Source organism: Flavobacterium resistens, from assembly GCF_900182645.1.
Classification (GTDB): Bacteria; Bacteroidota; Bacteroidia; order Flavobacteriales; family Flavobacteriaceae; genus Flavobacterium; species Flavobacterium resistens.
The window spans coordinates 103,559-130,231 of sequence record NZ_FXTA01000005.1; the positions used below are offsets into that span (position 1 = coordinate 103,559).

Annotated in this window: 26 protein-coding genes and 1 tRNA gene; 17 read left to right on the forward strand and 10 right to left on the reverse strand. The window is 33.1% G+C overall.

What is annotated here, in order from left to right; all coding sequences use genetic code 11:
- Nucleotides 1-281 precede the first annotated feature (281 nt).
- The gene (locus FN795_RS17435; protein WP_142451823.1) at nucleotides 282-854 is read right to left on the reverse strand and encodes a porin family protein; all 573 of its coding nucleotides are present in this window, start codon (nucleotides 852-854) and stop codon (nucleotides 282-284) included.
- 241 nt (nucleotides 855-1,095) lie between these two features.
- Here FN795_RS17435 and FN795_RS17440 point away from each other — a divergent pair, with 241 nt between their 5' ends.
- From FN795_RS17440 to FN795_RS17450, 3 genes are all read left to right on the forward strand, one after another.
- The gene (locus FN795_RS17440) at nucleotides 1,096-1,662 is read left to right on the forward strand and encodes a porin family protein (RefSeq protein WP_142451824.1); all 567 of its coding nucleotides are present in this window, start codon (nucleotides 1,096-1,098) and stop codon (nucleotides 1,660-1,662) included.
- A 126-nt stretch (nucleotides 1,663-1,788) separates the two neighbouring features.
- Entirely contained in the window at nucleotides 1,789-2,202 is a 414-nt protein-coding gene (gene aroQ / locus FN795_RS17445; protein ID WP_035649746.1) for a type II 3-dehydroquinate dehydratase, read from the forward strand.
- 69 nt (nucleotides 2,203-2,271) lie between these two features.
- Entirely contained in the window at nucleotides 2,272-4,761 is a 2,490-nt protein-coding gene (locus tag FN795_RS17450) for a DUF5686 and carboxypeptidase regulatory-like domain-containing protein (RefSeq protein WP_142451825.1), read from the forward strand.
- Nucleotides 4,762-4,918: 157 nt separating this feature from the next.
- Here FN795_RS17450 and FN795_RS17455 read toward each other — a convergent pair whose 3' ends face one another.
- The 4 genes from FN795_RS17455 to FN795_RS17470 form a co-directional block, all read right to left on the reverse strand.
- Nucleotides 4,919-5,797: a cation diffusion facilitator family transporter gene (locus FN795_RS17455; protein ID WP_142451826.1), complete on the reverse strand. Its 879-nt coding sequence runs from the start codon at nucleotides 5,795-5,797 to the stop codon at nucleotides 4,919-4,921.
- 102 nt (nucleotides 5,798-5,899) lie between these two features.
- On the reverse strand, nucleotides 5,900-7,213 hold the full coding sequence (gene murA, locus FN795_RS17460; RefSeq protein WP_035649754.1) for a UDP-N-acetylglucosamine 1-carboxyvinyltransferase: 1,314 nt from the start codon (nucleotides 7,211-7,213) through the stop codon (nucleotides 5,900-5,902).
- Nucleotides 7,214-7,304: 91 nt separating this feature from the next.
- On the reverse strand, nucleotides 7,305-8,024 hold the full coding sequence (locus tag FN795_RS17465) for a DUF4290 domain-containing protein (protein ID WP_142451827.1): 720 nt from the start codon (nucleotides 8,022-8,024) through the stop codon (nucleotides 7,305-7,307).
- A 3-nt stretch (nucleotides 8,025-8,027) separates the two neighbouring features.
- Nucleotides 8,028-8,324 carry a DUF493 family protein gene (locus FN795_RS17470; RefSeq protein ID WP_142451828.1) on the reverse strand — a complete coding sequence of 99 codons (297 nt, stop codon included), beginning with the start codon at nucleotides 8,322-8,324 and terminating at the stop codon, nucleotides 8,028-8,030.
- Nucleotides 8,325-8,611: 287 nt separating this feature from the next.
- On the opposite strand from FN795_RS17470, the gene FN795_RS17475 reads away from it, so the two are divergent.
- From FN795_RS17475 to FN795_RS17500, 6 genes are all read left to right on the forward strand, one after another.
- Nucleotides 8,612-9,529 (forward strand): alpha/beta hydrolase family protein, encoded by a 918-nt coding sequence (locus FN795_RS17475; RefSeq protein WP_142451829.1) that lies wholly within the window; start codon nucleotides 8,612-8,614, stop codon nucleotides 9,527-9,529.
- Nucleotides 9,530-9,777: 248 nt separating this feature from the next.
- Entirely contained in the window at nucleotides 9,778-10,311 is a 534-nt protein-coding gene (locus tag FN795_RS17480; protein ID WP_035649762.1) for an AAA family ATPase, read from the forward strand.
- A gap of 64 nt (nucleotides 10,312-10,375) precedes the next feature.
- Nucleotides 10,376-12,271: a RecQ family ATP-dependent DNA helicase gene (locus tag FN795_RS17485; protein WP_142451830.1), complete on the forward strand. Its 1,896-nt coding sequence runs from the start codon at nucleotides 10,376-10,378 to the stop codon at nucleotides 12,269-12,271.
- Nucleotides 12,271-13,218 carry a methionyl-tRNA formyltransferase gene (fmt, locus tag FN795_RS17490; RefSeq protein ID WP_142451831.1) on the forward strand — a complete coding sequence of 316 codons (948 nt, stop codon included), beginning with the start codon at nucleotides 12,271-12,273 and terminating at the stop codon, nucleotides 13,216-13,218. Before FN795_RS17485 ends, fmt begins: the two co-directional genes overlap by 1 nt.
- Nucleotides 13,219-13,398: 180 nt before the next feature.
- Nucleotides 13,399-13,671, forward strand: a complete 273-nt coding sequence (locus FN795_RS17495; protein WP_012022249.1) for an HU family DNA-binding protein — start codon at nucleotides 13,399-13,401, stop codon at nucleotides 13,669-13,671.
- A 128-nt stretch (nucleotides 13,672-13,799) separates the two neighbouring features.
- Nucleotides 13,800-14,360 (forward strand): YqgE/AlgH family protein, encoded by a 561-nt coding sequence (locus FN795_RS17500; protein WP_026727618.1) that lies wholly within the window; start codon nucleotides 13,800-13,802, stop codon nucleotides 14,358-14,360.
- On the opposite strand, the gene FN795_RS17505 is transcribed toward FN795_RS17500, so the two are convergent.
- Entirely contained in the window at nucleotides 14,357-15,193 is an 837-nt protein-coding gene (locus FN795_RS17505) for an aminotransferase class IV (RefSeq protein ID WP_142451832.1), read from the reverse strand. The genes FN795_RS17500 and FN795_RS17505 overlap by 4 nt on opposite strands.
- Before the next feature lie 54 nt (nucleotides 15,194-15,247).
- Nucleotides 15,248-15,640 (reverse strand): START-like domain-containing protein, encoded by a 393-nt coding sequence (locus FN795_RS17510; RefSeq protein WP_026727620.1) that lies wholly within the window; start codon nucleotides 15,638-15,640, stop codon nucleotides 15,248-15,250.
- Between the two features lie 153 nt (nucleotides 15,641-15,793).
- Between FN795_RS17510 and FN795_RS17515 the strand changes: the two genes are divergently transcribed.
- The 8 genes from FN795_RS17515 to FN795_RS17550 all read left to right on the forward strand — a co-directional run bounded on the left by FN795_RS17515 (nucleotide 15,794) and on the right by FN795_RS17550 (nucleotide 23,024).
- Nucleotides 15,794-15,867: transfer RNA gene (locus FN795_RS17515), tRNA-Met, on the forward strand.
- A gap of 115 nt (nucleotides 15,868-15,982) precedes the next feature.
- The gene (locus FN795_RS17520; protein WP_035649773.1) at nucleotides 15,983-16,240 is read left to right on the forward strand and encodes a hypothetical protein; all 258 of its coding nucleotides are present in this window, start codon (nucleotides 15,983-15,985) and stop codon (nucleotides 16,238-16,240) included.
- A 229-nt stretch (nucleotides 16,241-16,469) separates the two neighbouring features.
- Nucleotides 16,470-17,567 carry a DUF1214 domain-containing protein gene (locus FN795_RS17525; RefSeq protein ID WP_244290000.1) on the forward strand — a complete coding sequence of 366 codons (1,098 nt, stop codon included), beginning with the start codon at nucleotides 16,470-16,472 and terminating at the stop codon, nucleotides 17,565-17,567.
- Nucleotides 17,568-17,829: 262 nt separating this feature from the next.
- Nucleotides 17,830-18,348: an RNA polymerase sigma factor gene (locus tag FN795_RS17530; protein WP_142451833.1), complete on the forward strand. Its 519-nt coding sequence runs from the start codon at nucleotides 17,830-17,832 to the stop codon at nucleotides 18,346-18,348.
- 47 nt (nucleotides 18,349-18,395) lie between these two features.
- Complete coding sequence (locus tag FN795_RS17535; RefSeq protein ID WP_142451834.1) at nucleotides 18,396-18,605, forward strand: hypothetical protein; 210 nt, start codon at nucleotides 18,396-18,398, stop codon at nucleotides 18,603-18,605.
- Between the two features lie 12 nt (nucleotides 18,606-18,617).
- Entirely contained in the window at nucleotides 18,618-19,460 is an 843-nt protein-coding gene (locus FN795_RS17540; RefSeq protein WP_142451835.1) for a FecR family protein, read from the forward strand.
- Nucleotides 19,461-19,561: 101 nt separating this feature from the next.
- Complete coding sequence (locus FN795_RS17545) at nucleotides 19,562-22,180, forward strand: TonB-dependent receptor (protein ID WP_142451836.1); 2,619 nt, start codon at nucleotides 19,562-19,564, stop codon at nucleotides 22,178-22,180.
- Between the two features lie 4 nt (nucleotides 22,181-22,184).
- Nucleotides 22,185-23,024, forward strand: coding sequence for a DUF4249 domain-containing protein (locus FN795_RS17550; RefSeq protein ID WP_244290001.1), 840 nt, complete (start codon nucleotides 22,185-22,187; stop codon nucleotides 23,022-23,024).
- A 53-nt stretch (nucleotides 23,025-23,077) separates the two neighbouring features.
- On the opposite strand, the gene FN795_RS17555 is transcribed toward FN795_RS17550, so the two are convergent.
- From FN795_RS17555 to FN795_RS17565, 3 genes are all read right to left on the reverse strand, one after another.
- Nucleotides 23,078-23,662 carry a 5'-methylthioadenosine/S-adenosylhomocysteine nucleosidase family protein gene (locus FN795_RS17555; protein WP_142451838.1) on the reverse strand — a complete coding sequence of 195 codons (585 nt, stop codon included), beginning with the start codon at nucleotides 23,660-23,662 and terminating at the stop codon, nucleotides 23,078-23,080.
- 66 nt (nucleotides 23,663-23,728) lie between these two features.
- Nucleotides 23,729-24,358, reverse strand: a complete 630-nt coding sequence (locus FN795_RS17560) for an MgtC/SapB family protein (RefSeq protein ID WP_142451839.1) — start codon at nucleotides 24,356-24,358, stop codon at nucleotides 23,729-23,731.
- A 97-nt stretch (nucleotides 24,359-24,455) separates the two neighbouring features.
- Nucleotides 24,456-26,264, reverse strand: a complete 1,809-nt coding sequence (locus FN795_RS17565) for a glycoside hydrolase family 2 protein (RefSeq protein WP_142451840.1) — start codon at nucleotides 26,262-26,264, stop codon at nucleotides 24,456-24,458.
- Between the last annotated feature and the right edge of the window lie 409 nt (nucleotides 26,265-26,673).

Consider the following 26,673-nt stretch of genomic DNA (forward strand, 5'->3'; position numbering starts at 1 on the left):
CAAATATAGAAGCACCATAACGAAAAACCTTACGTAAAAACGTAAATGCAAAATTTCTTTATGAAGTTTTTAAAATTTGATTGAAATTCAAACCTCAGTTTGCTCCTAATTTAACTTTTTGAGCATTCGCAAATCCATATATTACAACTGTAAAAGCAGATGAAAATATTTTTTTTATTCTTATCATTTTTTTGTTTGTTCAAATTAATTAACAGAAAAATAATATAAGGAGAAAAAAAAAGCCTCCTGATTAGGAGGCTTTTTAAATATAATTTGAACAATTATTTGAATTTATATGCTAATGTCAAGGCCAAAACACTATTTTTTGGGCTGTCGTAATATTCTTCAATATCATCAACTTCATAATCCGCAATATTAGATAAACCAACTGTATAACGAAGATTTACAGAAACATTATCTGTAAAATTATAACCAGCTCCAAAATTGAACCCAGTATCTACCGATTTATACCAATCTTTAATATCTTCACCTTCACTTTTTGCTGAAACTAAAAATCCTAATTGAGGACCTCCTTCTACAGTAAATTGCTTTGTAATATAAAATTTAGCTAAAACTGGGACATTGATATAATTTAATTTTCTATCGATATTTAAATTGTCCAATTTTGCTCCTTGAGTAGAAAACAACACCTCTGGTTGGATTGATAATCTGTCAATAATTTTAATCTCAGCAAAACCTCCAACTTGAAAGCCAACCAAAGACTTAGTGTCCCAATAATTTCCTCCGGCAAAACTCGTAATATTAAGACCTCCTTTTATTCCAAACCTAGTTTCCTGAGCATTACTAAATGCAAAAGCCATTACTGTAATGGCAGATAAAATAATTTTTTTCATTCTAATTTGTTTTGGGTTAAAATTTAATAAATCAAATATAAAAATTTACCTATTAAAAATAAAATAGGTTTTTAACAAATAAATTAGTACTCTTAATTAGAACCATAAAAAATTAAAAAAATATCATATACGTGAGAATTTTGATAATTTTTAAAAGCAGAATGTAAAACAATAAAAGTCAAATAATGTAGTTTTGAATTGTAGATAACATAATAAATACCAATTTTTAAAAGACATTTTTATGAAAAAACTATTTTTAGCAGCTGTAATGTTCTTAGCAGCATCAACTGCAATACACGCACAATTATTAAAAATCGGGGTTAAGGCTGGGGTTAACTTTGCAAGTCAGCCTGGTGATGCATCATTAAATGGTGTGGCATTTGATAAAGATGGAATCACGAGCTTTCATGCTGGTCTAGTAGCTGAAGTGAAATTATTAGAAAAATTTGCGATTCAGCCAGAGCTTTTATATTCTACACAAGGAGCAACTTATAAATTTGCAGATGCTCAGGAAGATTTTAAAAATGAATTAGCTTATTTGTCAATTCCTGTAATGGCAAAAATTTATATGACAAAATCATTAAGTTTAGAGGTTGGTCCGCAGGCTTCATTTTTATTAAGTCAAAAAAATGATGTACGATTTGACGATGCTAACACATTTGACTTTGCTCTTAATGCAGGTTTAGGGTTAAAACTTACAGAAAGCATTTTTCTTCAAGGACGTTACAGTTTAGGATTAACAGATGCTTCTCCAAATGCAGATGTTAGAAATTCAGTAGTTCAACTTTCTGCAGGATTCATGTTCTAAAAATATTTCACATACTTTTATAAAAACCGCTCTATTAATTAGTGCGGTTTTTTTATTTTTACATACTTGTGAATTGTTTTCTGTAAAATGTAAAATGATTCAATACTTTAATTTAATTAAACACTTATGAAAATCTGCATTATCAACGGACCCAATTTAAATCTTTTAGGAAAAAGAGAACCAGAAGTTTATGGAAGCCAAACTTTTGAAGATTATTTTGAAACGTTGAAAGAGAAATTTCCAAACGTTGAGCTTTCTTATTATCAAAGCAATATTGAAGGCGAATTGATTGGCAAAATTCAGGAAGTTGGATTTTCATTTGATGGAATTATTCTGAACGCCGGCGCATATACACACACTTCTATAGGCTTAGGAGATGCGATGAAAGCGGTTACAACTCCTGTAATCGAAGTTCATATTTCGAATACTTATGCACGAGAAAGTTTCAGACATCAATCGTATTTATCTGGAAATGCAAAAGGTGTTATTTTAGGTTTCGGTCTCAAAAGCTATGAATTAGCTATTCAATCTTTTCTGTAAAGCATTTTTAACAAATTATTAATAAGCTCAGATTCAAGTTATTCTATTTTTGTAAGATAAACCACTTACATGAAAAACTTTATTTTATCTGCCTTCTTATTTTTTTCAGTTTCAAATTTTGCCCAAATCAAAGGAACTATTACCGATGAAAAAGGGAACCCATTGCCATTTGTTTCTGTTTTTGAAGAAAACACGTATACAGGAACCACTTCAAACGAACAGGGAAAGTATCAGCTAAATGTAAAAGAGCTTGGTAAAAACAAAATCATTTTTCAGTATCTGGGTTTTAAAACTCAAAAACTGGCTGTCGCTTCAGATTCAAAAACAATCACTCTTGATGTAAAAATGCTCGAGGAAAGTTTTGCATTAAATGAAGTAATCATTGATCCGAAAAATAATCCGGCTGATGCGATCATCAAAAGTGCAATTTCAAACAAAAAAGACAATTCCGATAAAACAGGACGCTACACAGCCGATTTCTACTCAAAAGGAATGTTTAAAGTCAAAGATCTACCGAAAAAGATTTTAGGCAAAAAAGTTGACCTTGGTGCTGATATGGCATCTAATTTAGACTCTACCGGAACCGGAATTTTATATTTATCTGAAACGGTTTCGAAAATTACTTTTGAAAAACCAGACAAATTAAAAGAGAAAATAATTGCTTCTAAAATCTCCGGAAATAATCGAGGATATAGTTATAATACTGCAGCTTTATCAACTTATGATTTTTATGACAATACTTTAGATTTTGATATCAAACTCATTTCACCTATTGCTGATAATGCTTTCAGTTATTATAAATACAAACTTGAAGGAAGCTTTTATGATGACAACAAACATCAAATCTTTAAAATCAAAGTAATTCCAAAACGCGATAAAGAACCTGTTTTTGAAGGTTACATTTATATTGTAGATGACAGTTTTGCCATTTATGCTATTGATTTGGACATTAAAGGCTATCGAATGAAAAATGAATTTACTGAAATTATGAATTTAAAACAGAGTTTCAGTTATAATTCGGCTAACAAAATATGGTCAAAAAACGCGCAGTCACTTTCTTTTAACGCTGGTGTTTTCGGAATAAAATTTTCGGGAACATTTAACTATGTGTATTCTAATTATGAATTTCCTGTTTCATTCGAAAAGAAAACTTTTGGAAATGAAATCGTAGCTTTTGAACCAAATGCTAATAAAAAAGATGATGCTTTCTGGAATCAAATCCGTCCTATTCCTTTAACTATTGAAGAAAGTACAGATTATACCAAAAAAGACAGTTTGCAAACTATCAGAAAATCCCAAAAGTACACCGATTCTATTGATGCAAAAAACAACAAATTCAAAGTTTGGGATATTTTAATGGGTTACAATTATAAAAACACTTTTAAAAGTTATTCTTTTGATTATAAGGGTTTATTAAACATAAGCTCATTAAGTTTTAATACCGTTCAGGGTTTCAATTTAGATTCTGGTTTTTCTTTTAGAAAGTGGAATGAAGAAAAAGGAAAAAGCACATCAATAAGCACTACTTTCAATTATGGTTTCTCTGATGATCGTTTGCGCATAACGGGAGACTTCAGTCACAGATTCAACAATATCAATTATGCCTACATTTCGGCTTCGGGAGGAACAAAAACCGCTCAGTTTAATGGCGCCGAACCTATTACAAAATTTGTCAATTCGATAGCTTCTTTATTTTTTAAAGATAATTATATGAAGTTGTATAATTTGGAATTTGCTCAAATTAATTACGGCCAGGATGTAGCAAACGGAATCAATCTGAATGCAAAAATTGCCTACGAGCAGCGAAAACCGCTCTTCAATACCACTGATTATTCTTTCTTTAAACAAGACGATATTTATTCATCTAATAATCCGTTGGCACCAAATGATTTTACATCTTCAGCTTTTGACCAGCATCATTTATTCAAAACTGCTTTAAGTGCCCGAATTAATTTTGGAAACAAATACATTTCAAGACCTGACGGAAGGTTCAATGTTAGAAACGAAAAATATCCAACCGTTTATTTAATTTTTGAAAAAGCTTTTGCCGCAAGTGAGAAAAAATATGAATTTGAAAGAATTGGCGCTTCTGTTCAATATGATTTATCACTTGGAAACAAAGGAATTCTTGGAACAAATTTCAGAGCCGGAAAATTCTATAATGCAGAAAATATCGCTTTTATGGATTACAGACATTTCAACGGAAATCAAACTCACATTGGCACAACAGATCGTTATTTGAATGTTTTCAATTTAATGCCATATTATTCAAACTCAACAAATGACGCTTATTTCGAGATGCATTTGGAGCATAATGATATGGGATTTATTACCAATAAAATTCCGTTGATTAATCTTTTAAAATCGACAATGAATATTGGATTTCACACTTTAGCGATTCCGGATCGAAAACCATATTCTGAGTTTACAGTTGGCTTAGACAATTTAGGTTTCGGAAAATTTAAATTGTTCCGAGTTGATTATGTCCATTCTTTCCAAGGCGGCATTCAGCAAAATGGAGTTGTGTTTGGGTTGAAGATTTTAAATGTGTTAGATTAAGGTGCTAAGGTTCTAAATTTCTATTGCACGAAGATTTAAAAAGGATTTTAGCAGATTTAAATTTTTCTTCTTAATTACTTAATTAATCTTTGTCAAAGTTTAAAACTTTGACAAAGAAAAAAACTTAGAACCTTAGTATTTTAGAATCTTAGAACCTCTAAGAATGATAATCATCTGGTTCAATATGTATCAAAACATTTCCTAACTGCGGAATCTGTTCTTTTAAAGTGTCTTGGAGTTTATGCGATAAATCATGTCCTTCTTTTACAGAAATACTTGCCGAAACTATTGCGTGAAGATCAACGTGATAACGCATTCCGGCTTTTCTAATAAAACATTTTTCTGTTCCTAAAATTCCTGGAACCTTCAAAGCAACGACACGGATTTCTTCTACCAAATCATCGTTTAAATTTTCATCCATAATTTCACCAAGTGCAGGTCTGAAAATTTTATAGCTGTTATATAAGATGAAAAATGCTGCAAAAAGCGCTGCCCAATCATCTGCCGATTCATAACCTTTTCCCATAATCAGGGCAAATGAAATTCCGATAAATGCTGCAACAGAAGTTATAGCATCACTCCGATGATGCCAGGCATCCGCTGCTAAAGAGGAACTATTAGTTTGTTTGCTTCGTTTCATTACAACACGAAACGAGTATTCTTTCCAAATAATTATTGCTCCCAAAACATATAAAGTCCATGATTTTGGCAAATCATGAGAAGTGCCAATATTAGCAATACTTTCGTACCCAATAATAGTTGCTGAAGTAATTAAAAACCCGACAACTAAAAATGTTATCAAAGGTTCTGCACGGCCGTGTCCATAAGGATGATTTTCATCGGCCGGTTTGTTAGAATACCTGATTCCAAATAAAACCAAACAGGACGAAAATATATCCGTCGTTGATTCGATCGCGTCCGCAATCAAGGCATATGAATTGCCAAAAAAACCTGCGAGACCTTTTACAAGGGCCAGGCAGGTATTTCCAGCTATACTAAAGATAGTAGCTTTTATAGCTTTTTGTTCATTTGTCATTTAGACTATTTTTTTTCGCCACTCCCGATAGCTATCGGGATCACGAATTATTTTTGATAATCTCTGAAGATTTAAACTCGTGAATTCGTGGTTAACTTTTTTTTAAGCTCTCACAATTTTTGCTCCAATTGCTCTTAAACGCTCATCGATACGCTCATATCCACGATCGATTTGCTCGATGTTTTGAATTGTGCTTGTTCCTTTTGCAGAAAGAGCAGCAATCAATAATGAAATCCCCGCACGAATATCAGGAGACGACATTGTAGTTGCTTTTAATTGAGATTCAAAATTGTGCCCCATAACCACAGCTCTGTGCGGATCACATAACATAATTTTTGCTCCCATATCGATTAACTTGTCCACGAAGAACAAACGGCTTTCGAACATTTTTTGGTGAATTAAAACATCCCCTTTTGCTTGAGTTGCTACAACTAAAACAATACTTAATAAGTCAGGTGTAAATCCTGGCCAAGGTGCATCGGCAATAGTTAAAATAGAACCGTCGATATCTGTTTTTACTTCATATCCGTCTTTATGAGCCGGAATGTAAATATCGTCGTTACGTTTTTCGATTGTAATACCTAATTTTCTGAAAGTATTCGGAATCAAACCTAAATTTTCCCAGCTCACATTTTTGATTGTGATTTCGCTTTTTGTCATAGCCGCAAGACCAATCCAAGAACCGATTTCAATCATATCAGGAAGAATTCTGTGTTCGCATCCTCCAAGGCTTTCAACACCTTCGATAGTCAATAAGTTTGAACCAACTCCTGTGATTTTTGCTCCCATAGAGTTCAACATTTTACACAATTGCTGTAAATATGGTTCGCAGGCAGCGTTGTAAACTGTAGTTTTACCTTTTGCTAAAACCGCAGCCATTACAATATTTGCAGTTCCCGTTACAGAAGCTTCGTCTAAAAGCATATCTGTTCCAGTTAATCCTTCTTCAGGAGATTCTACTCCGTAAAAGTGATCTTCTCTATTGTATCTGAATTTTGCTCCAAGATTGATAAAACCTTCAAAGTGTGTATCTAATCTACGACGACCAATTTTATCTCCACCTGGTTTTGGAATATATCCTTTTCCGAAACGAGCCAAAAGCGGCCCAACAATCATAATAGAACCGCGAAGTGCTCCACCTTCTTTTTTGAAAGCTTCAGTTTCTAAATATCCAACATTAACCTCATCTGCCTGAAATGTAATTGATCCCGGCTCATTGCGTTGAATTTTCACCCCTAAATTACCCAACAAAGTGATTAATTTATTGATGTCTATAATATCAGGAATGTTATTAATTTTTACTTTATCTCCTGTTAGAAGCACGGCACATAAAATTTGTAATGCCTCATTTTTTGCTCCTTGCGGAGTGATTTCTCCTTTTAAAGGAGTTCCTCCTTCGATTTTAAAAATTCCCATAGATTTCTTTTAGGTTCTAAGGTTCTGAGATTCTGAGGTTCTAAGCTAAAAAATCTTAGCATCTTAGTTCCTTAGTATCTTAGCCCCTTTTTTATTTCTGATTATTGTTTTTTTGAAAAGGTTTTTTTCCGCCTTTATTATTGTTTTTGTTGCTTTGAATTTTTGGCTGTCCTCCCGGAGTCGTTTTATTTGACACACGTTTGTTGGTACGCATTAAATCAGTTGTATTCAAAAGCTCTTCTGTGCTTTGTAATAAATTGATTTTCCCTCCTGACAATTCGTACAAGTGTTCAAAAATCACATCATCTTTTACGGTGTCTTTATTCCAGCTCAAAAACGATTTTTTCATGTGGTTTGCAATAACTAAAACCAAGGCATTTTTCATTTCGCCTTCCTCCCATTTATTCGCCACATCAATCATATATTTGATGTTGTTTCCGTAAAACCTGTATTTTGGAAAATTTTGCGGATACTGTAATGCATCTGGTTTCAACTGCAAAACATCTCTTGATGGAATTGGATATGGAGATTCAACGTTTAATTTGAAATCAGACATAATAAAAAGCTGATCCCATAATTTATGCTGAAAATCCGGCACATCACGCAAATGCGGATTCAAGCTTCCCATAACCTGAATGATGTATTTCGCCGCTTTGTTTCGCGTTTCATCATCCTCAATTGCAGTAGCCTGGTCAATCAATTTTTGTAAATGACGACCATACTCCGGAATAATCAAACGTTGTCTTTCAGAATTGTATTCCAAATTATAAACAACGTCACTTGCGGCTTCTTTTTTATATTTTTCGATCATAAGTTATAATGAAACTATACCTTCTATTGTAGAAACTTCTTTGTATTTACTAATCACATCATCTGAGCTGTGCATCGTAACATCAACAGAAACGCTGGTAAATTTACCTGTTTTAGATTTTGTTGTTTTAATAACTGCCCCCATTCTGTCAAAAGCTTTTTCAACACGCTCTACATTATCTGCTACAGATGGCACAATGAATTTATATAAATATTCTGCAGGCCAAGTGTTTGCGTTATCAAGCTCTAATTTTAATCTATCGTAAAATTCGGCTGTATTTTTTTCTTTATCGTTCTCCATTCGTAATTAAAAATAAACGCAAATATACGTTTTTGATTTCAGATTTTAGATTTTAGATTTTAGATTTTTTCCATTGAAAAGATAGTCGTTTTTTCGCCACGAATTTCACTAATTAACGCTAATTATATTGCTGTAAATCTCTTCATTAAATTTCACTAATTTTCTAACTGTTTCTAAAATTTAAATCCGCATAAATTCGTGAAATTCGTGGCAAACGTTTATATTTGAAATACTTTGCCAATTTGCTCCTGATAATTATCGGGATTACGAGATTAAAACAGATCACAATGAAAAAAATCATCTTCTTACTTTTTACATTTTTCACTTTTTACAACATTCAAGCTCAGGAAGTCAAAACCTTAACTTATTTTCAAAATGACACTTTAAAACTGGATTTAGATTTATATCTGCCAAAGAAAAAATCTAACGAAAAAATCCCGTTGATTATGTTTGCTTTTGGCGGAGGGTTTTCAGGCGGAGAACGTACCAGCGAAAAAGAATTCGGAATGTTTATGGCGCAAAATGGCTATGCGGTTGCCAGCATTTCGTACAGCTTGTATATGAAAGGAAAAGATTTTGGATGCAAAGGAACTTTGACCAAAAAGATAAAAGCAATTCAGATTGGCGTAAGCGATATGTGGCAAGCGACTGGTTTTTTAATCGAAAACGCCGAAAAATACAATCTTGATACTTCAAAAATCTTTATTTCCGGAATTAGTGCTGGTGCCGAAATTGGTTTCCATGCTTCGTTTTGGGATTATAAATTAATGAATTTATACAAAAGCAATTTGCCGGAAAACTTCAAATACAAAGGTTTCATTGGTGGTTCGGGCGCGATTCAGGATATTAATTTGATTACAAAAGAAAAAGCAATTCCGATGTTACTGGCACACGGAAATAATGACGACACAGTTCCGTACAGCGCAGGTTCACATCGTTCTTGCCCAACAAATGCTTCAGGCTGGCTGATCCTTTTTGGATCTTATGCGGTTTACAATCAAATGAATGATTTGCACAAAGATGTTGAACTAATTACCTTCTGTGGAGGCGGACATGAATTCTCCGGTTATCTTTTTCATCAAGGACAACAATATGTTTTGGATTTTGTGAATAATGTTTTGAACGGAAAGAGATTTGAATCGCATTTGATTGTTCCTTCTAATAAAAAAGGGAAGGATTCAGGGAAGTATTTGTTTTGTGAGTAATAACTAAACCTCTTCAAAATTTTAAATTTTTCATTCTGTTTTCCGTAAGATTTTCAAAACCTTATATGTATTTAAAAAATCATCCCTAAATCTGGACTTCAGTCCAGTTTACAGGAATGTTTTACCGAACCAAGAATACTAACAATAAGAGCCAATGTCGGCTGAAAATGCCAAATTTTTCGCTTCTGATAAATATTCTTTTTAATTATGAATAAGTTTAGGTAAATTTGCCCTTTATTTTTAGAATAGTGCAAAAAGAAATCATAGTTCTCCTTGGCGGTCCTGGTACAGGAAAATCTACGCTGATAAACGAATTAGTAGCTCGTGGCTACTGTTGTTACCCTGAAATTTCTAGAGAAGTTACACTCGAAGCTCAAAAAAGAGGCATCGAGCAATTGTTTTTGGAACAGCCATTATTATTTAGCGAAATGTTATTAGAAGGGCGCATTCAGCAATTTAAAAACGCTGCACAAGAACCTGATAATGTAGTTTTTATTGATCGAGGAATTCCTGATGTTGTAGCTTATATGGATTATATTGGCGACGAATATCCAGAGAATTTTACTAAAGCTTGCGAGGATTACAAATATTCTAAAACTTTTATTTTACCGCCTTGGGAAGAGATTTATCAGAGCGACACAGAGCGTTACGAAAATTTCGAACAGGCACTTGAAATTCAAAAACATCTTATCGAAACGTATAAAAAATACGGGTACGATTTAATTGAAGTTCCAAAAGATACGGTTGAAAACAGAATTCTTTATATCTTAGATAAAATTTAGTGGCGGGTTTAAAGTTGCAAAACTAGAAACTGATTTCTAAATTTTTAACTTTAACACTTTGGCCATGCAGGAAGCACAAGAAATTCTTTTAAAATACTGGAAACACGAAAGTTTCCGACCGCTTCAAAAAGAAATTATTGAATCGGTATTAGAAGGGCAAGATACTTTTGCACTGCTACCAACCGGAGGCGGAAAATCAATTTGCTTTCAGGTTCCTGCCATGATGCGTGAAGGAATTTGTTTAGTCGTTTCACCTTTGATTGCTTTGATGAAAGATCAGGTGGCGAATCTTCAAAAAAGAGATATAAAAGCCATTGCCCTTACCGGCGGAATTCATACTGAAGAAATTATTGATCTTCTGGACAATTGTCAATTCGGCAATTATAAATTCCTTTACCTTTCTCCAGAGCGTTTACAATCGGATTGGATTTTAGAACGCATCAAAAATCTTCCTATAAATTTAATAGCTATTGACGAAGCGCATTGTGTTTCGCAATGGGGTCACGATTTTAGACCGGCTTATTTAAAAATCTCCGAATTAAAAAAATTCTTTCCTAAAATTCCGTTTTTGGCTTTGACTGCAACTGCAACGCCAAGAGTTGTTGAAGACATTAAAACAGAATTAGGATTAAAAGACACCAAACTTTTTCAGCAATCTTTCGAAAGAAAAAATATTGCGTACATGGTTTTTGAAGTCGAAGACAAATTGTATCGTGTTGAACAAATTTTGAAGAAAAATCCGCAGCCTTCTATTATATATGTGCGAAACAGGAAATCGTGCCTAAATATGTCGACGCAATTACAATCCTTAGGTTTCAAAGCGACTTATTATCATGGCGGACTTTCATCTCAGGAAAAAGATAAAAACATGCAATTGTGGATGTCGGAACAAGCGCAGGTTATTGTGGCTACAAATGCTTTTGGAATGGGAATCGACAAAGACAACGTAAAAACGGTTATTCATACACAACTTCCTGAAAACTTAGAAAATTATTATCAGGAATCTGGACGCGCGGGACGAAATGGCGAAAAAGCATTTTCGGTGCTATTATTCAATAATTCTGATGCAAACCAAACAGAACAGCAATTCATAAATGTTCTGCCAGATAAAAAATTTCTAAAAACGATGTATGTCAAACTTTGCAGTTATTTCCAGATTGCTTATGGTGAAGGTTTAGACGATTCTTTTTCTTTTAAAATGAATCATTTTTGTCATAAATATGATTTTCCGACTTTAAAAACCTATAATGCTTTACAGTTTTTAAATCAACAGGGAATTATTACAATGTCTCAGGAGTTTTCGGAAAAAGTTACGATGCAGTTTTTAATTGAATCCAAAGAAGTGATTCGATACATGAGCCTGAATCCGAATGATGAAGAAATTCTTTTAGCAATTTTAAGAACTTATCCGGGAGTTCATGAAATGAAAACACCACTTAATCTTTCACTGATTGCTAAAAAATCAAATCATACAGAAGAACAAGTAACAACACTTTTAGAAAAATTAAAAGAAAAAGATATTATTGAATATAAATCTAAAAACAACGACGCAACTATTTTATTTAATGAAGTACGCGAAGATGATTTGACAATAAACCGAGTTTCAAAATACCTGGAAAAACAAAATAAACTGAAACGCGATCAGCTTTCGTCTGTACTCTATTATATAAAAGAAGACAAAACGTGCAAGAATAGATTGGTTTTGGATTATTTTGGAGAAGAAACAAAATCGAATTGCGGCGTTTGCTCCTATTGCATTACACAAAAAGGAAAAATTACCGAAGCCGATTCTATTGCTGATAAAATTCTGCACTTATTAAAAGCAACTGCCTTAACTTCGCGAGAAATTCAGAGTCAAATAAAACTAGACGCTAAAGATGTGATTTTAGTTCTTCAGGAATTATTAGAAAACAATCATATCGTTATTTTAGCGAACAATAAATACACTTTAAGAACATAATGGAAAAATTACGAATTATATTTATGGGAACTCCGGAGTTTGCCGTTGGCATTTTGGATACCATTATCAAAAACAATTATGATGTTGTTGGCGTTATTACAGCTGCTGATAAACCAGCCGGACGCGGACAAAAAATAAAATATTCAGCCGTTAAAGAATACGCTTTAGAAAACAACCTTACTTTATTACAGCCAACCAATTTAAAAGACGAGAGTTTTTTAGCAGAATTAAAAGCGTTGAATGCCAATTTGCAAATTGTAGTTGCTTTTAGAATGTTACCAAAAGTAGTTTGGGAAATGCCAAGTTTAGGAACTTTCAACCTTCATGCTTCTTTATTACCAAATTATCGCGGTGCGGCACCAATAAACTGGGCTATTATTAATGGAGAAACCAAAACAGGAGTTACAACTTTCTTTATTGATGATAAAATTGATACCGGAGCAATGATTTTAAATTCGGAAATTGCAATTGAGCCAACAGAAAATGCCGGGCAATTGCATGACCGTTTAATGAATTTAGGAAGCACAACTGTAATTGATACTTTGAAAGTTATTGAAAACGGAAATGTTACCACAACAATTCAGGAAGACAATGATAAAATCAAAACAGCATACAAACTAAACAAAGAAAACTGTAAAATCGACTGGACGAAATCTGGCAACGAAATCAATAATTTAATTCGCGGTCTAAGTCCGTATCCTGCGTCTTGGTGTTTTTTGAAAGATAAAAATGAGGAATTAAATATTAAAATTTACGATGCAAAATTAGTTTCAGAAGCTCATTCATACGAATCAGGAAAACTGATTAGCAACAAAAAAGAAATCAAAATTGCAGTAAAAGACGGCTTCATACAGCTTTTAAGCTTACAATTTCCAGGAAAAAAGAGAATGCAGGCGGTAGAAATCTTAAACGGCATCACTTTTTCTGATGACGCCAAGATGTATTAAGCTCAGTAAAACAGGGGTTTCTACCTGATTTTCATCGATGAACAACCTGCTTTATGAACAAAAAAAGCAAGTTATTAACAATTATTACTAAAATTAGAGAAAACACTTGCACGCAACGGATTTCCTACTAAATTTGTGTATTAACAATTTTTTTTAACCAACAATTAATAACTAATTATTATGAACAAATCAGAATTAATCGATGCTATCGCTGCTGATGCAGGAATTACAAAAGCTGCGGCAAAATTAGCTTTAGAGTCATTTTTAGGAAATGTAGGAACTACTTTGAAAAAAGGAGGAAGAATTTCATTAGTAGGTTTCGGATCTTGGTCAGTATCTGCTAGAGCTGCTAGAGACGGTAGAAATCCACAAACTGGAAAAACTATCAAAATTGCTGCTAAAAATGTAGTGAAATTCAAAGCAGGAGCTGAATTAGAAGGTGCAGTGAACTAAGTAAGAAAGTTCTCTAAACTTATAATATAATTGAAACCCTCCTTATGGAGGGTTTTTTTATGCGGTTTAACGATTTTTTTTGGGTATTCTGAAATTTTATGATTAAATTTAATAAAAATTGTAGCCGTATGATTTCAGAAAAATTAAAAAAAGGACACCTGCTTATTGCCGAGCCTTCAATAATTGGAGATTTATCTTTTAACAGATCGGTAATTTTATTAGCAGACCATAACAAGGAAGGATCAATTGGTTTTATCATTAATAAGCCTTTAAAATACACTATTAATGATTTAATACCGGAGATTGATGCGAACTTCAAAATATACAACGGAGGCCCTGTTGAACAGGACAATCTATATTTCATTCACAATATTCCTGAACTGATCCCGAATAGTGTCGAGATTTCTAATGGGATTTATTGGGGTGGTGATTTTGAATCCACGAAAGACTTAATAAACGACGGATCTATCAGTAAAAATAACATTCGTTTTTTCTTGGGCTATACAGGTTGGGATGAGAATCAGCTTGAAAATGAAATGCAGGGAAACTCCTGGATCATTGCCGATAATAATTACAAAAACAAAATTATCGGAAAATCGACCACTCACTTTTGGAAAGAACAAATCATTGAGCTTGGTGGTGATTATCTTATTTGGTCTAACGCACCTGAAAACCCATATCTGAATTAATTTTCAGATATGGATTCATTTAGCTTCTGCACTAATAAATGAGCCAGATTGCTTGTAAAATCTTTTTTTCGATATTTAGTTATCGGTTGTATTCCCGTGATTACATTTGTCAGAAATAATTCGTCGGCTTTTTGAAGATCGAACGGTGAAATTATTTCTTCGGAAATTCCTATGCCTTCTACTTTTTTAGCTATAGCCAAAATTTGTTTACGCATAATTCCATTCAAGCAACCTTCAGAAATTGGAGGAGTGATCAATTTCTTTCCTGTAAGCATGAATAAATTTCCCTGAAGAGCTTCTACTACATTTTTTGTATCATTTACTAAAATGCAGTTAGCCAGACCATTTTCATGAGCAAAAATACTTCCCGTTACATTAATCATCTTATTAGTCGTTTTAATCGACGATAATAATTGTTTAGTTACATAGAAGTCTTTATACAAATCCACTTCATATTCAGCCGTATTTACAACATACAAAGTGTTTTCAAGCGGCGTTGCATGAATTAAAAACGAAACCTCATTTGTTTTTGGCAAATATAAACCGCCATCATTTCTATAAACAGTAATTCTAGCTCTTGCTGAATTCGAAATATTTTTTTCCTGAACAAGTTTTAAAATTTGTTCTTCAAAATACTCCATAGTAAAATTCATTGGAATTTCCATTCGAACCACACGCATCGAAGCCATTAAGCGGAAATAATGATCTTCCAGAAATAAAATTTTATTGTTTAAAATCTTCACTGTTTCAAAAACGCCATCTCCGTATAAAAAGGCACGATTTTGAATTAATATATTTTCTTCCTGCGTTACGTTTCCGTTAAAATTGATCATAAAAAAACCCTGAATTTTGTTCAGGGCAAATATAAGGGATAAAATAGTTTTATACTAAACAGAACCAATAAGATGTTTTAGGTCTGAGATTTGATTCTCCCACAATTGTTTAGCCTCTCCTACTTCTTCTTTTTCAGCAAAATCAACTACCATTAAAGACACATCTTTAGTTAATTCGTCAACTAAAATATGAAGTTCAAAAAAATACTCCGTATCCTTACTACTTTCGTCAACCCATTTAAACTTTACTTTTTCACCCGTTTTTTTAGATGCCAAACGCGCTTTTTCCTGTGAGTCATTCCAAATAAAGGTAAAAAATTCACCTCTTGAATTTACATTGTCTGCAAACCATTCAGACAAACCTGAAGGCGTTGATATATATTGATACAATAATTGCGGCGAAGAATTGATCGGGAACTCGATTTCGTAACGTATTTTTGAATCCATGTGCTGCGTTTAATTTTTTCGAAATATAAGAATATATGTCCAAAAACAATGCGTTTTTAAAAATATTTTTTTTTCTTCATTTTATGCTTGTATGCTTTAATATTATTTTTATCTTTGCACCCGCAATGAGGAAATCATTCCACTTGTAGTCCAGGCGAGGTAGCTCAGTTGGTTAGAGCGCAGGATTCATAACCCTGAGGTCACGGGTTCAACTCCCGTCCTCGCTACAAAAGGCAAAACCCTTAAACAGCAATGTTTAGGGGTTTTTTATTTTAATAAACTCATTATTTTACAAGGAACTTTATTAAATTAGTATCTTGCAATTAAGTAATTTACACACGTATGGATATAGTTAAATTTAAAATCACATCAAAAACAATAAAAGTCGAAGTACGAAATTCGAATAATTATGTTTTTAATTTTAATACTGCTTTAGAAATCGAAAAAGCAGACAGAGATGTTTTATTAAAACTATATAATGCATTAGATCTTCTTTTTAAGAAAGAGGCTACCATCGAAAACAAAAATTACATTTCGCCAAATCAAACGAATATTCTGGATCAGATTTCTGCAGCTGACAGTTTACAGAATGAGGAATAAATACGCTATATCTACAAATAAAAAATAAAGCCCTTAAGCAATATGTTTAAGGGTTTTTTATTTAAACTTGGCTTTCCTCCAATAATCACTTCACGAAAAACAAATTTCCCAGCAACATAAAAACCACTTAACCAAACAATTAAAACATAAAACTTGAAATAATTTCATAACTTAGTAAGCAGTATTTTACAAAAAATACTTTTTTATTTCTCATTAAAACTTAAATCTTATGAAAATCAAACAGAAATTATCATCAGGAATGGTTTTATTAGTTTTATCATTTCTGGCTTTTGCCTGCAAAAAAAATCCGTCAACAGATTCTGAATCAACAAAAAAAGATTCAGTTGTTACAACAACAGATTCTTTATCTTCAAAAAGCGGTGACCCTGTAACTGCCGCTAATTTTAATCGAGCAGAAACCGATTTGTATTTTAGCACTTCTGTTAAACAATCAAATGGTACTGGCACTCTTTTTCATTACAGAACTTTAATGCCCATAGATAATCAAACTGTCATTCGTGCCAATCGCGATGTTTTATATTCGTCTGGTGTTTTCGACCTCGACGCCGGCCCTGTAACAGTTACACTGCCAAATCCAGGCAAACGATTCATGTCGATGCAGACATTCGACCAAGATCAATATTCTGAAACTTATTATGCGCCCGGAACTTTTACTTTTACCAGAGAAAAAGTCGGTACGCGTTACTTAATGTTAGGAATTCGAACCTTCATTAACCCAAATGATCCAAAAGATTTGCCAATTGTAACCGCTTTACAAAATGCAATTAAGATTGACCAAAAAGAAAAAGGAACTTTTGAAATTCCAAATTGGGATAAAGTAAGCCAAAAGAAAGTTAGGGATTCACTAATTGAAGTATCCAAAAAGCTATCGGACACAAAAGGAATGTTTGGTCCAAGAGGAAAAGTAGACGAAACACTTCATTTAATTGGAAGTGCCACCGGATGGGGAGGAAATCCTGAAAAAGATGCTCTTTATCTTTCAGTCAATCCTGCCAAAAATGATGGAAAAACTATTTATAAACTAAAAGTAAAAAATGTACCAGTTGATGGATTTTGGTCTGTGAGTGTTTATAATAAAGAAGGCTATTTTGAAAAAAATGATCTTGACGCTTATACATTGAATAACATTACTGCGAAAAAAGATGCTGACGGATCTGTAACAATACAATTTGGCGGTTGTGACGGAAAAACACCAAATTGTATTCCAACTGTTGCTGGCTGGAATTATTGGGTAAGGCTTTATCGTCCGCATAAGGAAGTATTAAATGGTACCTGGAAATTTCCTGAAGCTCAAATTGTCAAATAATATTATTCACAACATTGTTTCATTGCATTGAATAGAAAAGCCGCTAATTTTTTAACGGCTTTTTTTGTTCTATAGATTATTTCGAAATAAAAAACAATCTATTTTTTGTAACATTTTCCAATATCAGCGTCAAAATATAGAATTTAATTGCGGTTCTTTGTAACTTATTACATTCGCAATTGAAATTGGTCAATTTTTGAATACAATAATATCGAAACCAATGAGTTTAGACTAGTTAAAAACTAGTTGCTATATTTTCGTTATGGACAATAAAAAGTTTATTTCAAGTTTAAAAAAGGGTAATGAAGCCGCCTTCAAAGAGGTGTATTTCAATTACTACGATAAATTGATAAGCATTGCCAGACGATTTAACTCTTCTGTACTTACACCTGAGGATTTTGTTCAGGAAACTTTCATACGATTATACAACAAAAGAGAATTGCTTAACGAAGATGTTTTGTTAGACAAACAATTATTTGTCATCTGCAAGAATATCATTCTCAATCACATTAATAGAGAAAACAAAATAATTCAGCTTGATCCTCAAGTTGACATTTTACAGGAAGAAACTGATTCAACGGTTTTTGATGAGAGAAGTGAAAAACTGCACAGTTTCATCAATCAGCTTCCAGAGCAGCAACAAAAAATATTTACGTTACACAAACTGGAAAACCTTAGCTATAAGGAGATTGCAGAAATTACGGATCTTTCTGAAAAGACCATTGCCAATCATATTTATCTTGCCAGTAAATTTATTCGAAAAAAAATCGAAAACCATTAGGAACTTTTTTGTTCTCGTTTGTTATATATAAAAAACAAGAACAGAAAATGCATATTGAAGCATATAAAACTAATGTCAAAACAAAAAAAGACGCAAGTTTACTTGTCGCTCTTTTACAATTCGTCATTTCAGATTGTATCATAAATTTCGATAAAAAAGGTCAGGAAACCATCCTGAAAATCGAAACCAATCGTGATATTAAAGAAATGGTTTATCGTGTTTTCAGTAAACAAGGTTTTCATTGTCAAATCATTTAATACCCCAAAATCATGGATAAGGAAAACTTTGACGAAGAATTTAAAAAATTATGGGACGAAAATCCTGTTTCAAATTCTGAAAGCGAAAAAGAAGCTTCCTGGGAGCAATTTCATTCAAAAACTTTTGCTGAGAAGAAAAAGAAAATCAAACCTTGGCGCTATTATGCAGCCGCGGCCGTTTTGCTTTTTGTTTTGATTGGAAGTGGAATTTTCTTTAACAACAAACCTCAACAAGAAAATATAATTCTTGCTGAAAACGTAATTGAAAATACATCTTCAAAAATAAAATTTATTGTCTTGCCAGATGATTCAAAAGTTGAATTGAGTCCGAATTCTAAAATTACTTACGGTAATAATTTTGCTTTGAATCGAAAAATTGAAGTTGATGGTCTTGTCTATTTCAAAGTAAAAAAAGACAAACAACATCCGTTTCAGGTTTTTTGTAATGAAACGACAACTACCGTATTAGGAACTTCTTTTACAGTAAATGAAACTGAAGATGAAAAAGTAACCGTTGAACTTTATGAAGGAAGCGTTCAGATGAATGTAAAAGGCCAAAATCAAAAATGGATTTTGAAACCAGGAGAAAAATTCACTTATGGAAATCAAACTGCTTCGGTAACTGAATTTAGCCGATTCATTGACTTTGACAATCAAAAACTTTCTGAAGTAAGCCAATATATTGAAGAAAATTATGGCTATAAAGTAATTCTTCCGAAGGAAAATTTAGATCAGAAAATCACAATCCGAATCAATAAAAAAGAAGATTTAAAAACAATTGTACAATTAATATCAGAAATGTATAACCTAAACTTTGAAATAAATGAAGATTTAAAACAGATTACTTTTCAGTAGAAAAGAAAAAAGGATGCAAGCCGCGAAACTACACATCCTCCTTATAATCAGGATAACACGAGGTTATTCCATTTAATAATAATCCAAAAATACAAAATTTCATGAAGCATATAATTTCAGCATGCTTTTTTTTAATCAGTTTATTGGCGTCTGCTCAAAAGGTGACTGTAACTGTAGATAAAAACGTAACCTTAAAAGAATTCTTTAAGCAGATTGAAAATCAAACCGATTTTAAATTTGCTTTTACAGATCAAATCGACACCGATAAAAAATATTTTACCAAGAAAAACACATACAAGCAAATCGAAGTTGAGAAACTGATTTCAGAATTAAACAAAACGGCAACGGTACAATTTTCTATTGTTGGCAATAATATTTTTGTGAAGCAGAAATCTCAATCTCAAAAACAAGCTAAAAAAAAAAGCAAGCTGAAAGGCCAGATTATTGATGATGAAAAACAACCCGTTATTGGTGCCAATGTTTTTATTAAAGAATTGGAAACCGGCACCGTAACGGATTATAATGGAAAATTCAGCATCGAAGTCCCAAATGGCACTTATACTTTTGTAATTAGTTATGTGGGGTTTAAGAATCAGGAAAAACAAATTACGATTTCAGATGATGCTAATATCAATTTCAACATCGAATCTGATAGTCAGCAATTAGGAGAAGTTATTGTTACGACCAACAAAGCCACTGACATCAAAAACACGCAAATGAGCGTCAATAAACTTTCGATGCAGGAAATAAAACGAATTCCTGTTGCAATGGGCGAACCCGATCCTCTAAAATCGATTTTGACTTTGCCGGGAGTTACCAATGCCGGAGAAGCTTCATCAGGATTTAATGTCCGCGGAGGTGCTGCTGATCAGAATTTGATTCTTTTAGACGGTGCTCCTGTTTATGCAGATTCACATATGTTTGGATTTTTCTCGATTTTTAATGCCGATGCAATCAGTAGTTTAGAATTATACAAAGGCGGAATTCCTTCAAAATACGGAGGACGCGTTTCTTCTGTTTTGGATGTTACGCAACAAACCGGAGATTTTCAAAATTATAAAGTAAATGGTGGAGTTGGGATAATTTCTAGCCGCCTTTTGGTTCAAGGTCCGATACAGAAAGACAAAGGCTCTTTTATTGTTTCTGGCCGAACTTCGTATGCGCATTTATTTTTAAAATTGGCCGACAATAAAAATTCGGCTATGTTTTATGATTTGAATGCTAAATTTAATTATCGCTTTAATGCTAATAATACAATCGCATTTTCTGGTTATTTCGGAAATGACGTTTTTGATATCAACGATCGTTTTTCCAGTAAATACGGAAATACAATGGGAATTTTAAGCTGGAAACATAAATTCTCAGATCGTTTAAATACGAATCTTTCTGCTTTTTATAGCGATTATAAATTCAATTTGGGACTTTCTTCAGAAAATTTTGAATGGGACAGCAACATCAAAAGTTACGGCTTGAAATACAATTGGTTTTATCAGCAATCAGAAAAATTCAAAATCAACTACGGAATTGATGGTTTGTATTATAATTTTAATCCTGGAGTTGTACAGCCAACAAGTATTGATTCGCAGTTTAATTATCAGCAATTGGACAAAAAATATGCTTTAGAAGCTTCAGCCTTTATTGATTTTGAAAATCAAATTACAGAAAAATTAAATTTCAGATACGGACTACGCTATAGCATGTTTTATCGTTTAGGTTCAGAGGAAATTAGTACTTATGAAAATGGTCAGGCTGTCGTTTTTAACCCGCTTTATAATATTTATCAGGAAGGAACTCCAACGGGCACAATTTCTTATGGAAAAGGAAAAAAGATAAGCAGTTTCAACAATTTGGAACCTAGAGCCGCTTTGTCTTATGCTTTTAATGACAATACTTCGATTAAAGCAAGCTACAACAGAATGGCGCAATACATTCATATTTTATCAAATACGCAATCTCCGCTACCAATGAGTATTTGGACACCGAGCGGGCCTTTTACAAAACCGCAAATGCTGGATCAATATGCAATGGGTTATTTTAAAAATTTCAAAGACGGCGATTATTCTTTTGAAGGCGAACTATTTTATAAAAATGTTCAAAACCGAATTGATTATATTGATGGAGCCGATGTTTTGGCCAACAACAATATTGAACAGGTTATCCTGAACGGAAAAGCCAGATCTTACGGAATGGAATTGTTACTTAGAAAAAACACAGGCAATTTTACCGGATGGATTTCTTATACTTTATCACGCGCCGAACAAAAAACACCGGGAAGAACTCCTGAAGAACCGGGAATTGCAAACGGCGACTGGTATTTATCTGGATATGACAAATTGCATAATCTAAGCGTTGTTGGTAGTTATGAATTCAGTCCAAAATGGTCTTTTAATGGTAATTTCACTTTGCAATCAGGTCAGCCGGTAACGTATGCAAATGGTTATTATGAATTTGGCGGTATTCATGTTCCCAATTATTCTTTGAGAAACGAAAATAGGCTTCCTCTTTTCCATCACCTCGATGTTGCCGCAACTTATACGCCAAAACCAGAAAAAAAGAAAGGCTGGCAAAGCTATTGGGTATTTAGTATTTATAATATCTACAACCGAAAAAATGCGGCTTCAATGAATTTTACAACAAACGATGATACTGGACTTAATGAAACTCGAAGACTATCCATCTTCGGAATTGTTCCTGGAGTTTCTTATAATTTTAAATTTTAATGCTATGAATAAATTAAAAAAATATAACGTCATGAATAGAGCATTGGCATTTACAAGTCTGATTTTGGTTCTGTTTTTCAGTTCTTGCGAAGATGTTGTAAATCTGGATTTAGAAACCGGTGAGACCCAAATTGTAATCGATGCTGAAATTGTCTGGAAAAAAGGAACTGCAGGAAATGAGCAAACGATAAAAATCAGCAAAACAGCTCCTTATTACAACGGTTCAACGCCAAAAGTATCAGGTGCGCAAGTAAGAGTTGAAAACGGTAACGGCGATGTTTTCACTTTTACAGAAACCGCAGCTGGAGTTTACAAATGCACTAATTTTGTTCCGGTCATCAACATGGATTATAAATTATTTGTTCAGGCTGAGGGACAAAGTTTTACTGCTGTAGAAAAACTAACTTCAGCAACACCAATCGATAAAGTGGAACAGAAAATCGTTCCTGATTTTGGCGGAAAAGATGTAATTGAAGTTACTTTTTATTACAAAGACCCCGCAGATCAAGTCAATTTTTATTTAACCGATTACCAAAGCGAGTTTCTAATATTTCCAGAATACGAAATAACAAATGATGATTTTTACAATGGAAATGAAATCAGTACAAGATATTCGCATGAAGATATGAAGCCTGGAAATACTTTAAACATTTTACATCGCGGTATTTCTAAAAACTTTTTTAATTATATGAAGTTAATTTTAGACGCTTCAAACTCAAATCCGTTTCAGGTTCCGCCGGGAAATATTAGAGGAAATATTGTCAATACAAACAATGCTAATAACTACGCATTAGGTTATTTTAGACTTTGCGAAGCCGATGCTGTTTCTTATGTTGTGAAATAGATTATTTTACAAAAAAACAAAACCCTTAACTTTCATGTTAAGGGTTTTTATATTTAAATCAATCCTAAAATTTTTCCGTAAGCTATTGCTGCTTTATGAACCTGAATCGTCCAATCTTCTGCTGCATTATCATCGGCTCCGTCAGAAATATATTTAAGGCATAAAAACGGAATATCTTCTTTCATTGCAATCATCGCCAAAGCATAAGCTTCCATATCTACAACATTATAGGCATCGGAAGAATGTTCCATTTCGAAATTATCGCCAGTTCCACAAATTCCTTCCTGAAGATTGTCCATTAGCAAACCATATTCTAAAACCGGAGGTAAACCCGATAATGGTGTTTCATATAATGCAAAACCCAAGCCTCGAACGTCCATGTCTCGTTGTACAAATTTGGTACAACAAATTACTTCTCCTTTTTGAAAGCTACTACTTCCTGCCGATCCTAAATTTATAATTATTGAAGGTCTTTTATTTTGAATTGCTTTTGATAATTCATAAGCCGCATTCACTTTTCCGATTCCAGTAAATACAACATTATTTTCTTTAAAAACTTCTGCTGCTTCAGATTCTAGAGCGAAACAGAATAATATATCTTCAACGGCAAAAGATTCCGTTTGGTTAATTTTTATCATGAGAGATTTTAATTTCAGGTCGCAAAAATACGCTTAAAATTGTTTTTACAAGAAGAATTATTTATGTCACAAAATCAATTCTTCAAAAATTGGATCCTGCAAAAGTGCTGCCGAAAGCGATTCCATTGAATGTTTGGAAGCATGTACTTGCCATTCTAAAGTTATATGATCCAGATTACGACGCTGAATAACAAGCTTTGATTGCACCTTAAAATCTGAAAATAATTCTTTACATCTTTTGTAACCATCATCTGTACGCTTAAATGTAATACGGAGCACTTTATGTTCATTGCTGATATCAATTTTATCCTGAAGAAATGTAAGAAGCGTTAAAATCAAAAGAATCATCAATGCAGCACAGGCCGAAGCAAAATAATAACCCGCTCCTACTCCCATGCTCACAGCAGCAACTGACCAAATTGTTGCCGCAGTTGTAATCCCGCTAACATGACTATCTGACCTGAAAATTACTCCAGCACATAAAAATCCTAAACCAGTTACTATGTTTGAAGCAATTCTGTCTGCGTTTCCAGGTCCGCCAATCCATTGAGACATAAATGTAAAGAAACAAGCGCCCACAGAAATCATTATCGTGGTTCGAAGACCTGCCGCTTTTCCTCTATATTCCCTTTCAGCGCCAATTAAAGCTCCCCAAAATGCTGCTAAAAGCAATCTTATGACAATTTCTACTTCCATTTAAGTCTTTTATTTTTCAAGTTAAAATTACGCAAAAAACACAAAACCTTCAAAATCAAAATGACTTTGAAGGTTTTTAACTTTTTAGAAAATGTTCTTAATTATTCTTGTATTCTTTTTCCTTTTGGGCATACCAATCTTTCATGACATAAAAAGCTTTCTTTTTTATTCCGTTGCTTGAAATTAAACCTTTTCGATTAAAGAAATCCTGAATGTTTGGCAATTGTCTTCTTGGTGATCTGAAATCAACTAAAATCCAAGGCGATACTCCTGCTAAACCTTCAATACGATTGAACATTTGCGTATTCTGAATATATAATTCTTCCTGATATTCTTCGTTCCAACGCTCTTTCTTGTCACCATGCAAACCTTGCAAAGCTTCACCTCCAAATTCACTCACAATAACGGGTTTGTTATACGGAATTACCCATTGCATGTCTTTGCAGGATTCATTTGTTCCTCGGTACCAGCCTAAATATTGGTTGAAACTTACAATATCAACATATTCGTTCATATTATCCTGAAGTGTATTGATATTGTTTGGACTTTTGGTTACTTCCATCGCCATACTGATTAATCGGGAATTGTCTTGTGTACGCGCATACTTTGCCAATTTACTTAAAAAAACATCTCTGTCATCGCCATGAGGAGTTTCGTTTGCGATAGACCAAATTACGATTCCGCAACGATTTTTATCTCTGTAAATCATATCATGCAATTGATGTTCGGCATTTGCATAAGTAGCTGGATTTGTCCATGAAATCGTCCAGTAAACCGGAACTTCTGACCAAATCATCAATCCCATTTTTTCGGCTTCTTTTACCATATTTTCATTGTGCGGATAATGTGCCAAACGAACATAATTGCAACCTAATTCTTTTGCCCATGTCAACAAAGTATGAGCATCTTCTGTAGACCAGGCCCTTCCAGACCTAAACGGCGCTTCTTCATGAATACTGATTCCTCGCAAAAAGACTTTTTTACCGTTTAACAAAATTTCTTTTCCTTTTGTTTCAATAGTTCTAAAGCCAATTTTATCCGCAATATTTTCATCCGCTTTGCTGATAGTTACATCATATAATTTTGGATTTTCAGGAGTCCATAAAACCGGATTTGCTTTTAATTCAAAATAAGCTATTCCTTTGGCATCAGTTTTCACCTCTTTTTTGATTTTCAATTCAGGAATAGAAATAACAGCAGATTGATTTGCAGTTTCGCTATTCAACTTTACCCAACCCGAAATTTTTCCTTTTTCTTTTTTATCTAACTGGATCAAATAATCTTCGATATAAGTATTTGGAACTAGGGCTAAATTCACGTCTCTTGTAATTCCGCCATAATTCCACCAATCCATATTTACTGTTGGAACATTATCTTTATGACGTTTATTATCGACTTTAACAACAACGAAATTATTTCCGTCAACCAATAAATTTGTCACATCAAAATTAAAAGGCGTATAACCGCCAATGTGTGTTCCGGCCAATTTTCCGTTTACATAAACTTTCGCATCATAGTTAACCGCTCCAAAGTGAAGAATTCCTTTTGTCTGTGAAGTCTTTTTATAATTAAAGTCTTTTTGAAACCAAACCGTTCCTTCATAAAAAAATAATCGTTCGTCTTTCGAATTCCAGTCTGACGGAATATCCATAACTGCGGAAGTTGCAAAATTATATTCTGACAATTCTGAAGTATTGAACTTTTTGTTTTCAAAAAATCCATTGTCTTTTAAAGGCATCAAACGATAATCATAATATCCATTTTCAAGCGGATCTACGATGTAATGCCATTTTCCGTTTAAATTAATATTATTTCTTGCCGAAATATTAGACAACAATGGTACTTCCTGCGCTATTGTTTTTCCAATAAACAAAAAAGCAAAACACAGCATTATAATTTTTCTCATAAGTAAAAACATTTATTTTTTTCGAAATTCTTAACTGCTAAAGTTAAATTTTTATCACAAAAATTAGGGTTACAAAAGTTCAGATTTTTTTCAAAACACCCCATCAAATACTTATCAATTATACGCTAAAAACTGCCTTTTAATGCATTTTGAGCTCGATATTATTAATTTTCATAAAAAACTAATGATTCTAAAAGTTTGCTTTTCCTTATAAAACTGAAATTTTACTTTTTATCTTTTTTTTAAAGCACCTTTTCTATATTATTTACCCTAAATGTTTAAACGCAAATGCAAAATTTTTAATAATAAAGTTTTTTTTCGTTTGCAAAATCACTAACTTGTTTATGCTTAAGAACATGACACAATAAATTTCTTGTTTACGCGCTTGTATTCTATATTTCTAATAGCA

Bases quoted from the DNA above. Each gene is read 5' to 3' on its own strand.
- FN795_RS17565 (WP_142451840.1), bottom strand. From the start codon at position 26,264: ATGAGAAAAATTATAATGCTGTGTTTTGCTTTTTTGTTTATTGGAAAA.
- FN795_RS17495 (WP_012022249.1), top strand. From the start codon at position 13,399: ATGAACAAATCAGAATTAATCGATGCTATCGCTGCTGATGCAGGAATT.
- FN795_RS17510 (WP_026727620.1), bottom strand. From the start codon at position 15,640: ATGGATTCAAAAATACGTTACGAAATCGAGTTCCCGATCAATTCTTCG.
- FN795_RS17540 (WP_142451835.1), top strand. From the start codon at position 18,618: ATGGATAAGGAAAACTTTGACGAAGAATTTAAAAAATTATGGGACGAA.
- FN795_RS17535 (WP_142451834.1), top strand. From the start codon at position 18,396: ATGCATATTGAAGCATATAAAACTAATGTCAAAACAAAAAAAGACGCA.
- FN795_RS17530 (WP_142451833.1), top strand. From the start codon at position 17,830: ATGGACAATAAAAAGTTTATTTCAAGTTTAAAAAAGGGTAATGAAGCC.
- FN795_RS17455 (WP_142451826.1), bottom strand. From the start codon at position 5,797: ATGACAAATGAACAAAAAGCTATAAAAGCTACTATCTTTAGTATAGCT.
- FN795_RS17440 (WP_142451824.1), top strand. From the start codon at position 1,096: ATGAAAAAACTATTTTTAGCAGCTGTAATGTTCTTAGCAGCATCAACT.
- FN795_RS17560 (WP_142451839.1), bottom strand. From the start codon at position 24,358: ATGGAAGTAGAAATTGTCATAAGATTGCTTTTAGCAGCATTTTGGGGA.
- FN795_RS17470 (WP_142451828.1), bottom strand. From the start codon at position 8,324: ATGGAGAACGATAAAGAAAAAAATACAGCCGAATTTTACGATAGATTA.
- fmt (WP_142451831.1), top strand. From the start codon at position 12,271: ATGGAAAAATTACGAATTATATTTATGGGAACTCCGGAGTTTGCCGTT.
- FN795_RS17505 (WP_142451832.1), bottom strand. From the start codon at position 15,193: ATGATCAATTTTAACGGAAACGTAACGCAGGAAGAAAATATATTAATT.
- FN795_RS17475 (WP_142451829.1), top strand. From the start codon at position 8,612: ATGAAAAAAATCATCTTCTTACTTTTTACATTTTTCACTTTTTACAAC.
- FN795_RS17555 (WP_142451838.1), bottom strand. From the start codon at position 23,662: ATGATAAAAATTAACCAAACGGAATCTTTTGCCGTTGAAGATATATTA.
- FN795_RS17525 (WP_244290000.1), top strand. From the start codon at position 16,470: ATGAAAATCAAACAGAAATTATCATCAGGAATGGTTTTATTAGTTTTA.
- murA (WP_035649754.1), bottom strand. From the start codon at position 7,213: ATGGGAATTTTTAAAATCGAAGGAGGAACTCCTTTAAAAGGAGAAATC.
- FN795_RS17545 (WP_142451836.1), top strand. From the start codon at position 19,562: ATGAAGCATATAATTTCAGCATGCTTTTTTTTAATCAGTTTATTGGCG.
- aroQ (WP_035649746.1), top strand. From the start codon at position 1,789: ATGAAAATCTGCATTATCAACGGACCCAATTTAAATCTTTTAGGAAAA.
- FN795_RS17520 (WP_035649773.1), top strand. From the start codon at position 15,983: ATGGATATAGTTAAATTTAAAATCACATCAAAAACAATAAAAGTCGAA.
- FN795_RS17550 (WP_244290001.1), top strand. From the start codon at position 22,185: ATGAATAAATTAAAAAAATATAACGTCATGAATAGAGCATTGGCATTT.
- FN795_RS17450 (WP_142451825.1), top strand. From the start codon at position 2,272: ATGAAAAACTTTATTTTATCTGCCTTCTTATTTTTTTCAGTTTCAAAT.
- FN795_RS17465 (WP_142451827.1), bottom strand. From the start codon at position 8,024: ATGATCGAAAAATATAAAAAAGAAGCCGCAAGTGACGTTGTTTATAAT.
- FN795_RS17435 (WP_142451823.1), bottom strand. From the start codon at position 854: ATGAAAAAAATTATTTTATCTGCCATTACAGTAATGGCTTTTGCATTT.
- FN795_RS17500 (WP_026727618.1), top strand. From the start codon at position 13,800: ATGATTTCAGAAAAATTAAAAAAAGGACACCTGCTTATTGCCGAGCCT.
- FN795_RS17485 (WP_142451830.1), top strand. From the start codon at position 10,376: ATGCAGGAAGCACAAGAAATTCTTTTAAAATACTGGAAACACGAAAGT.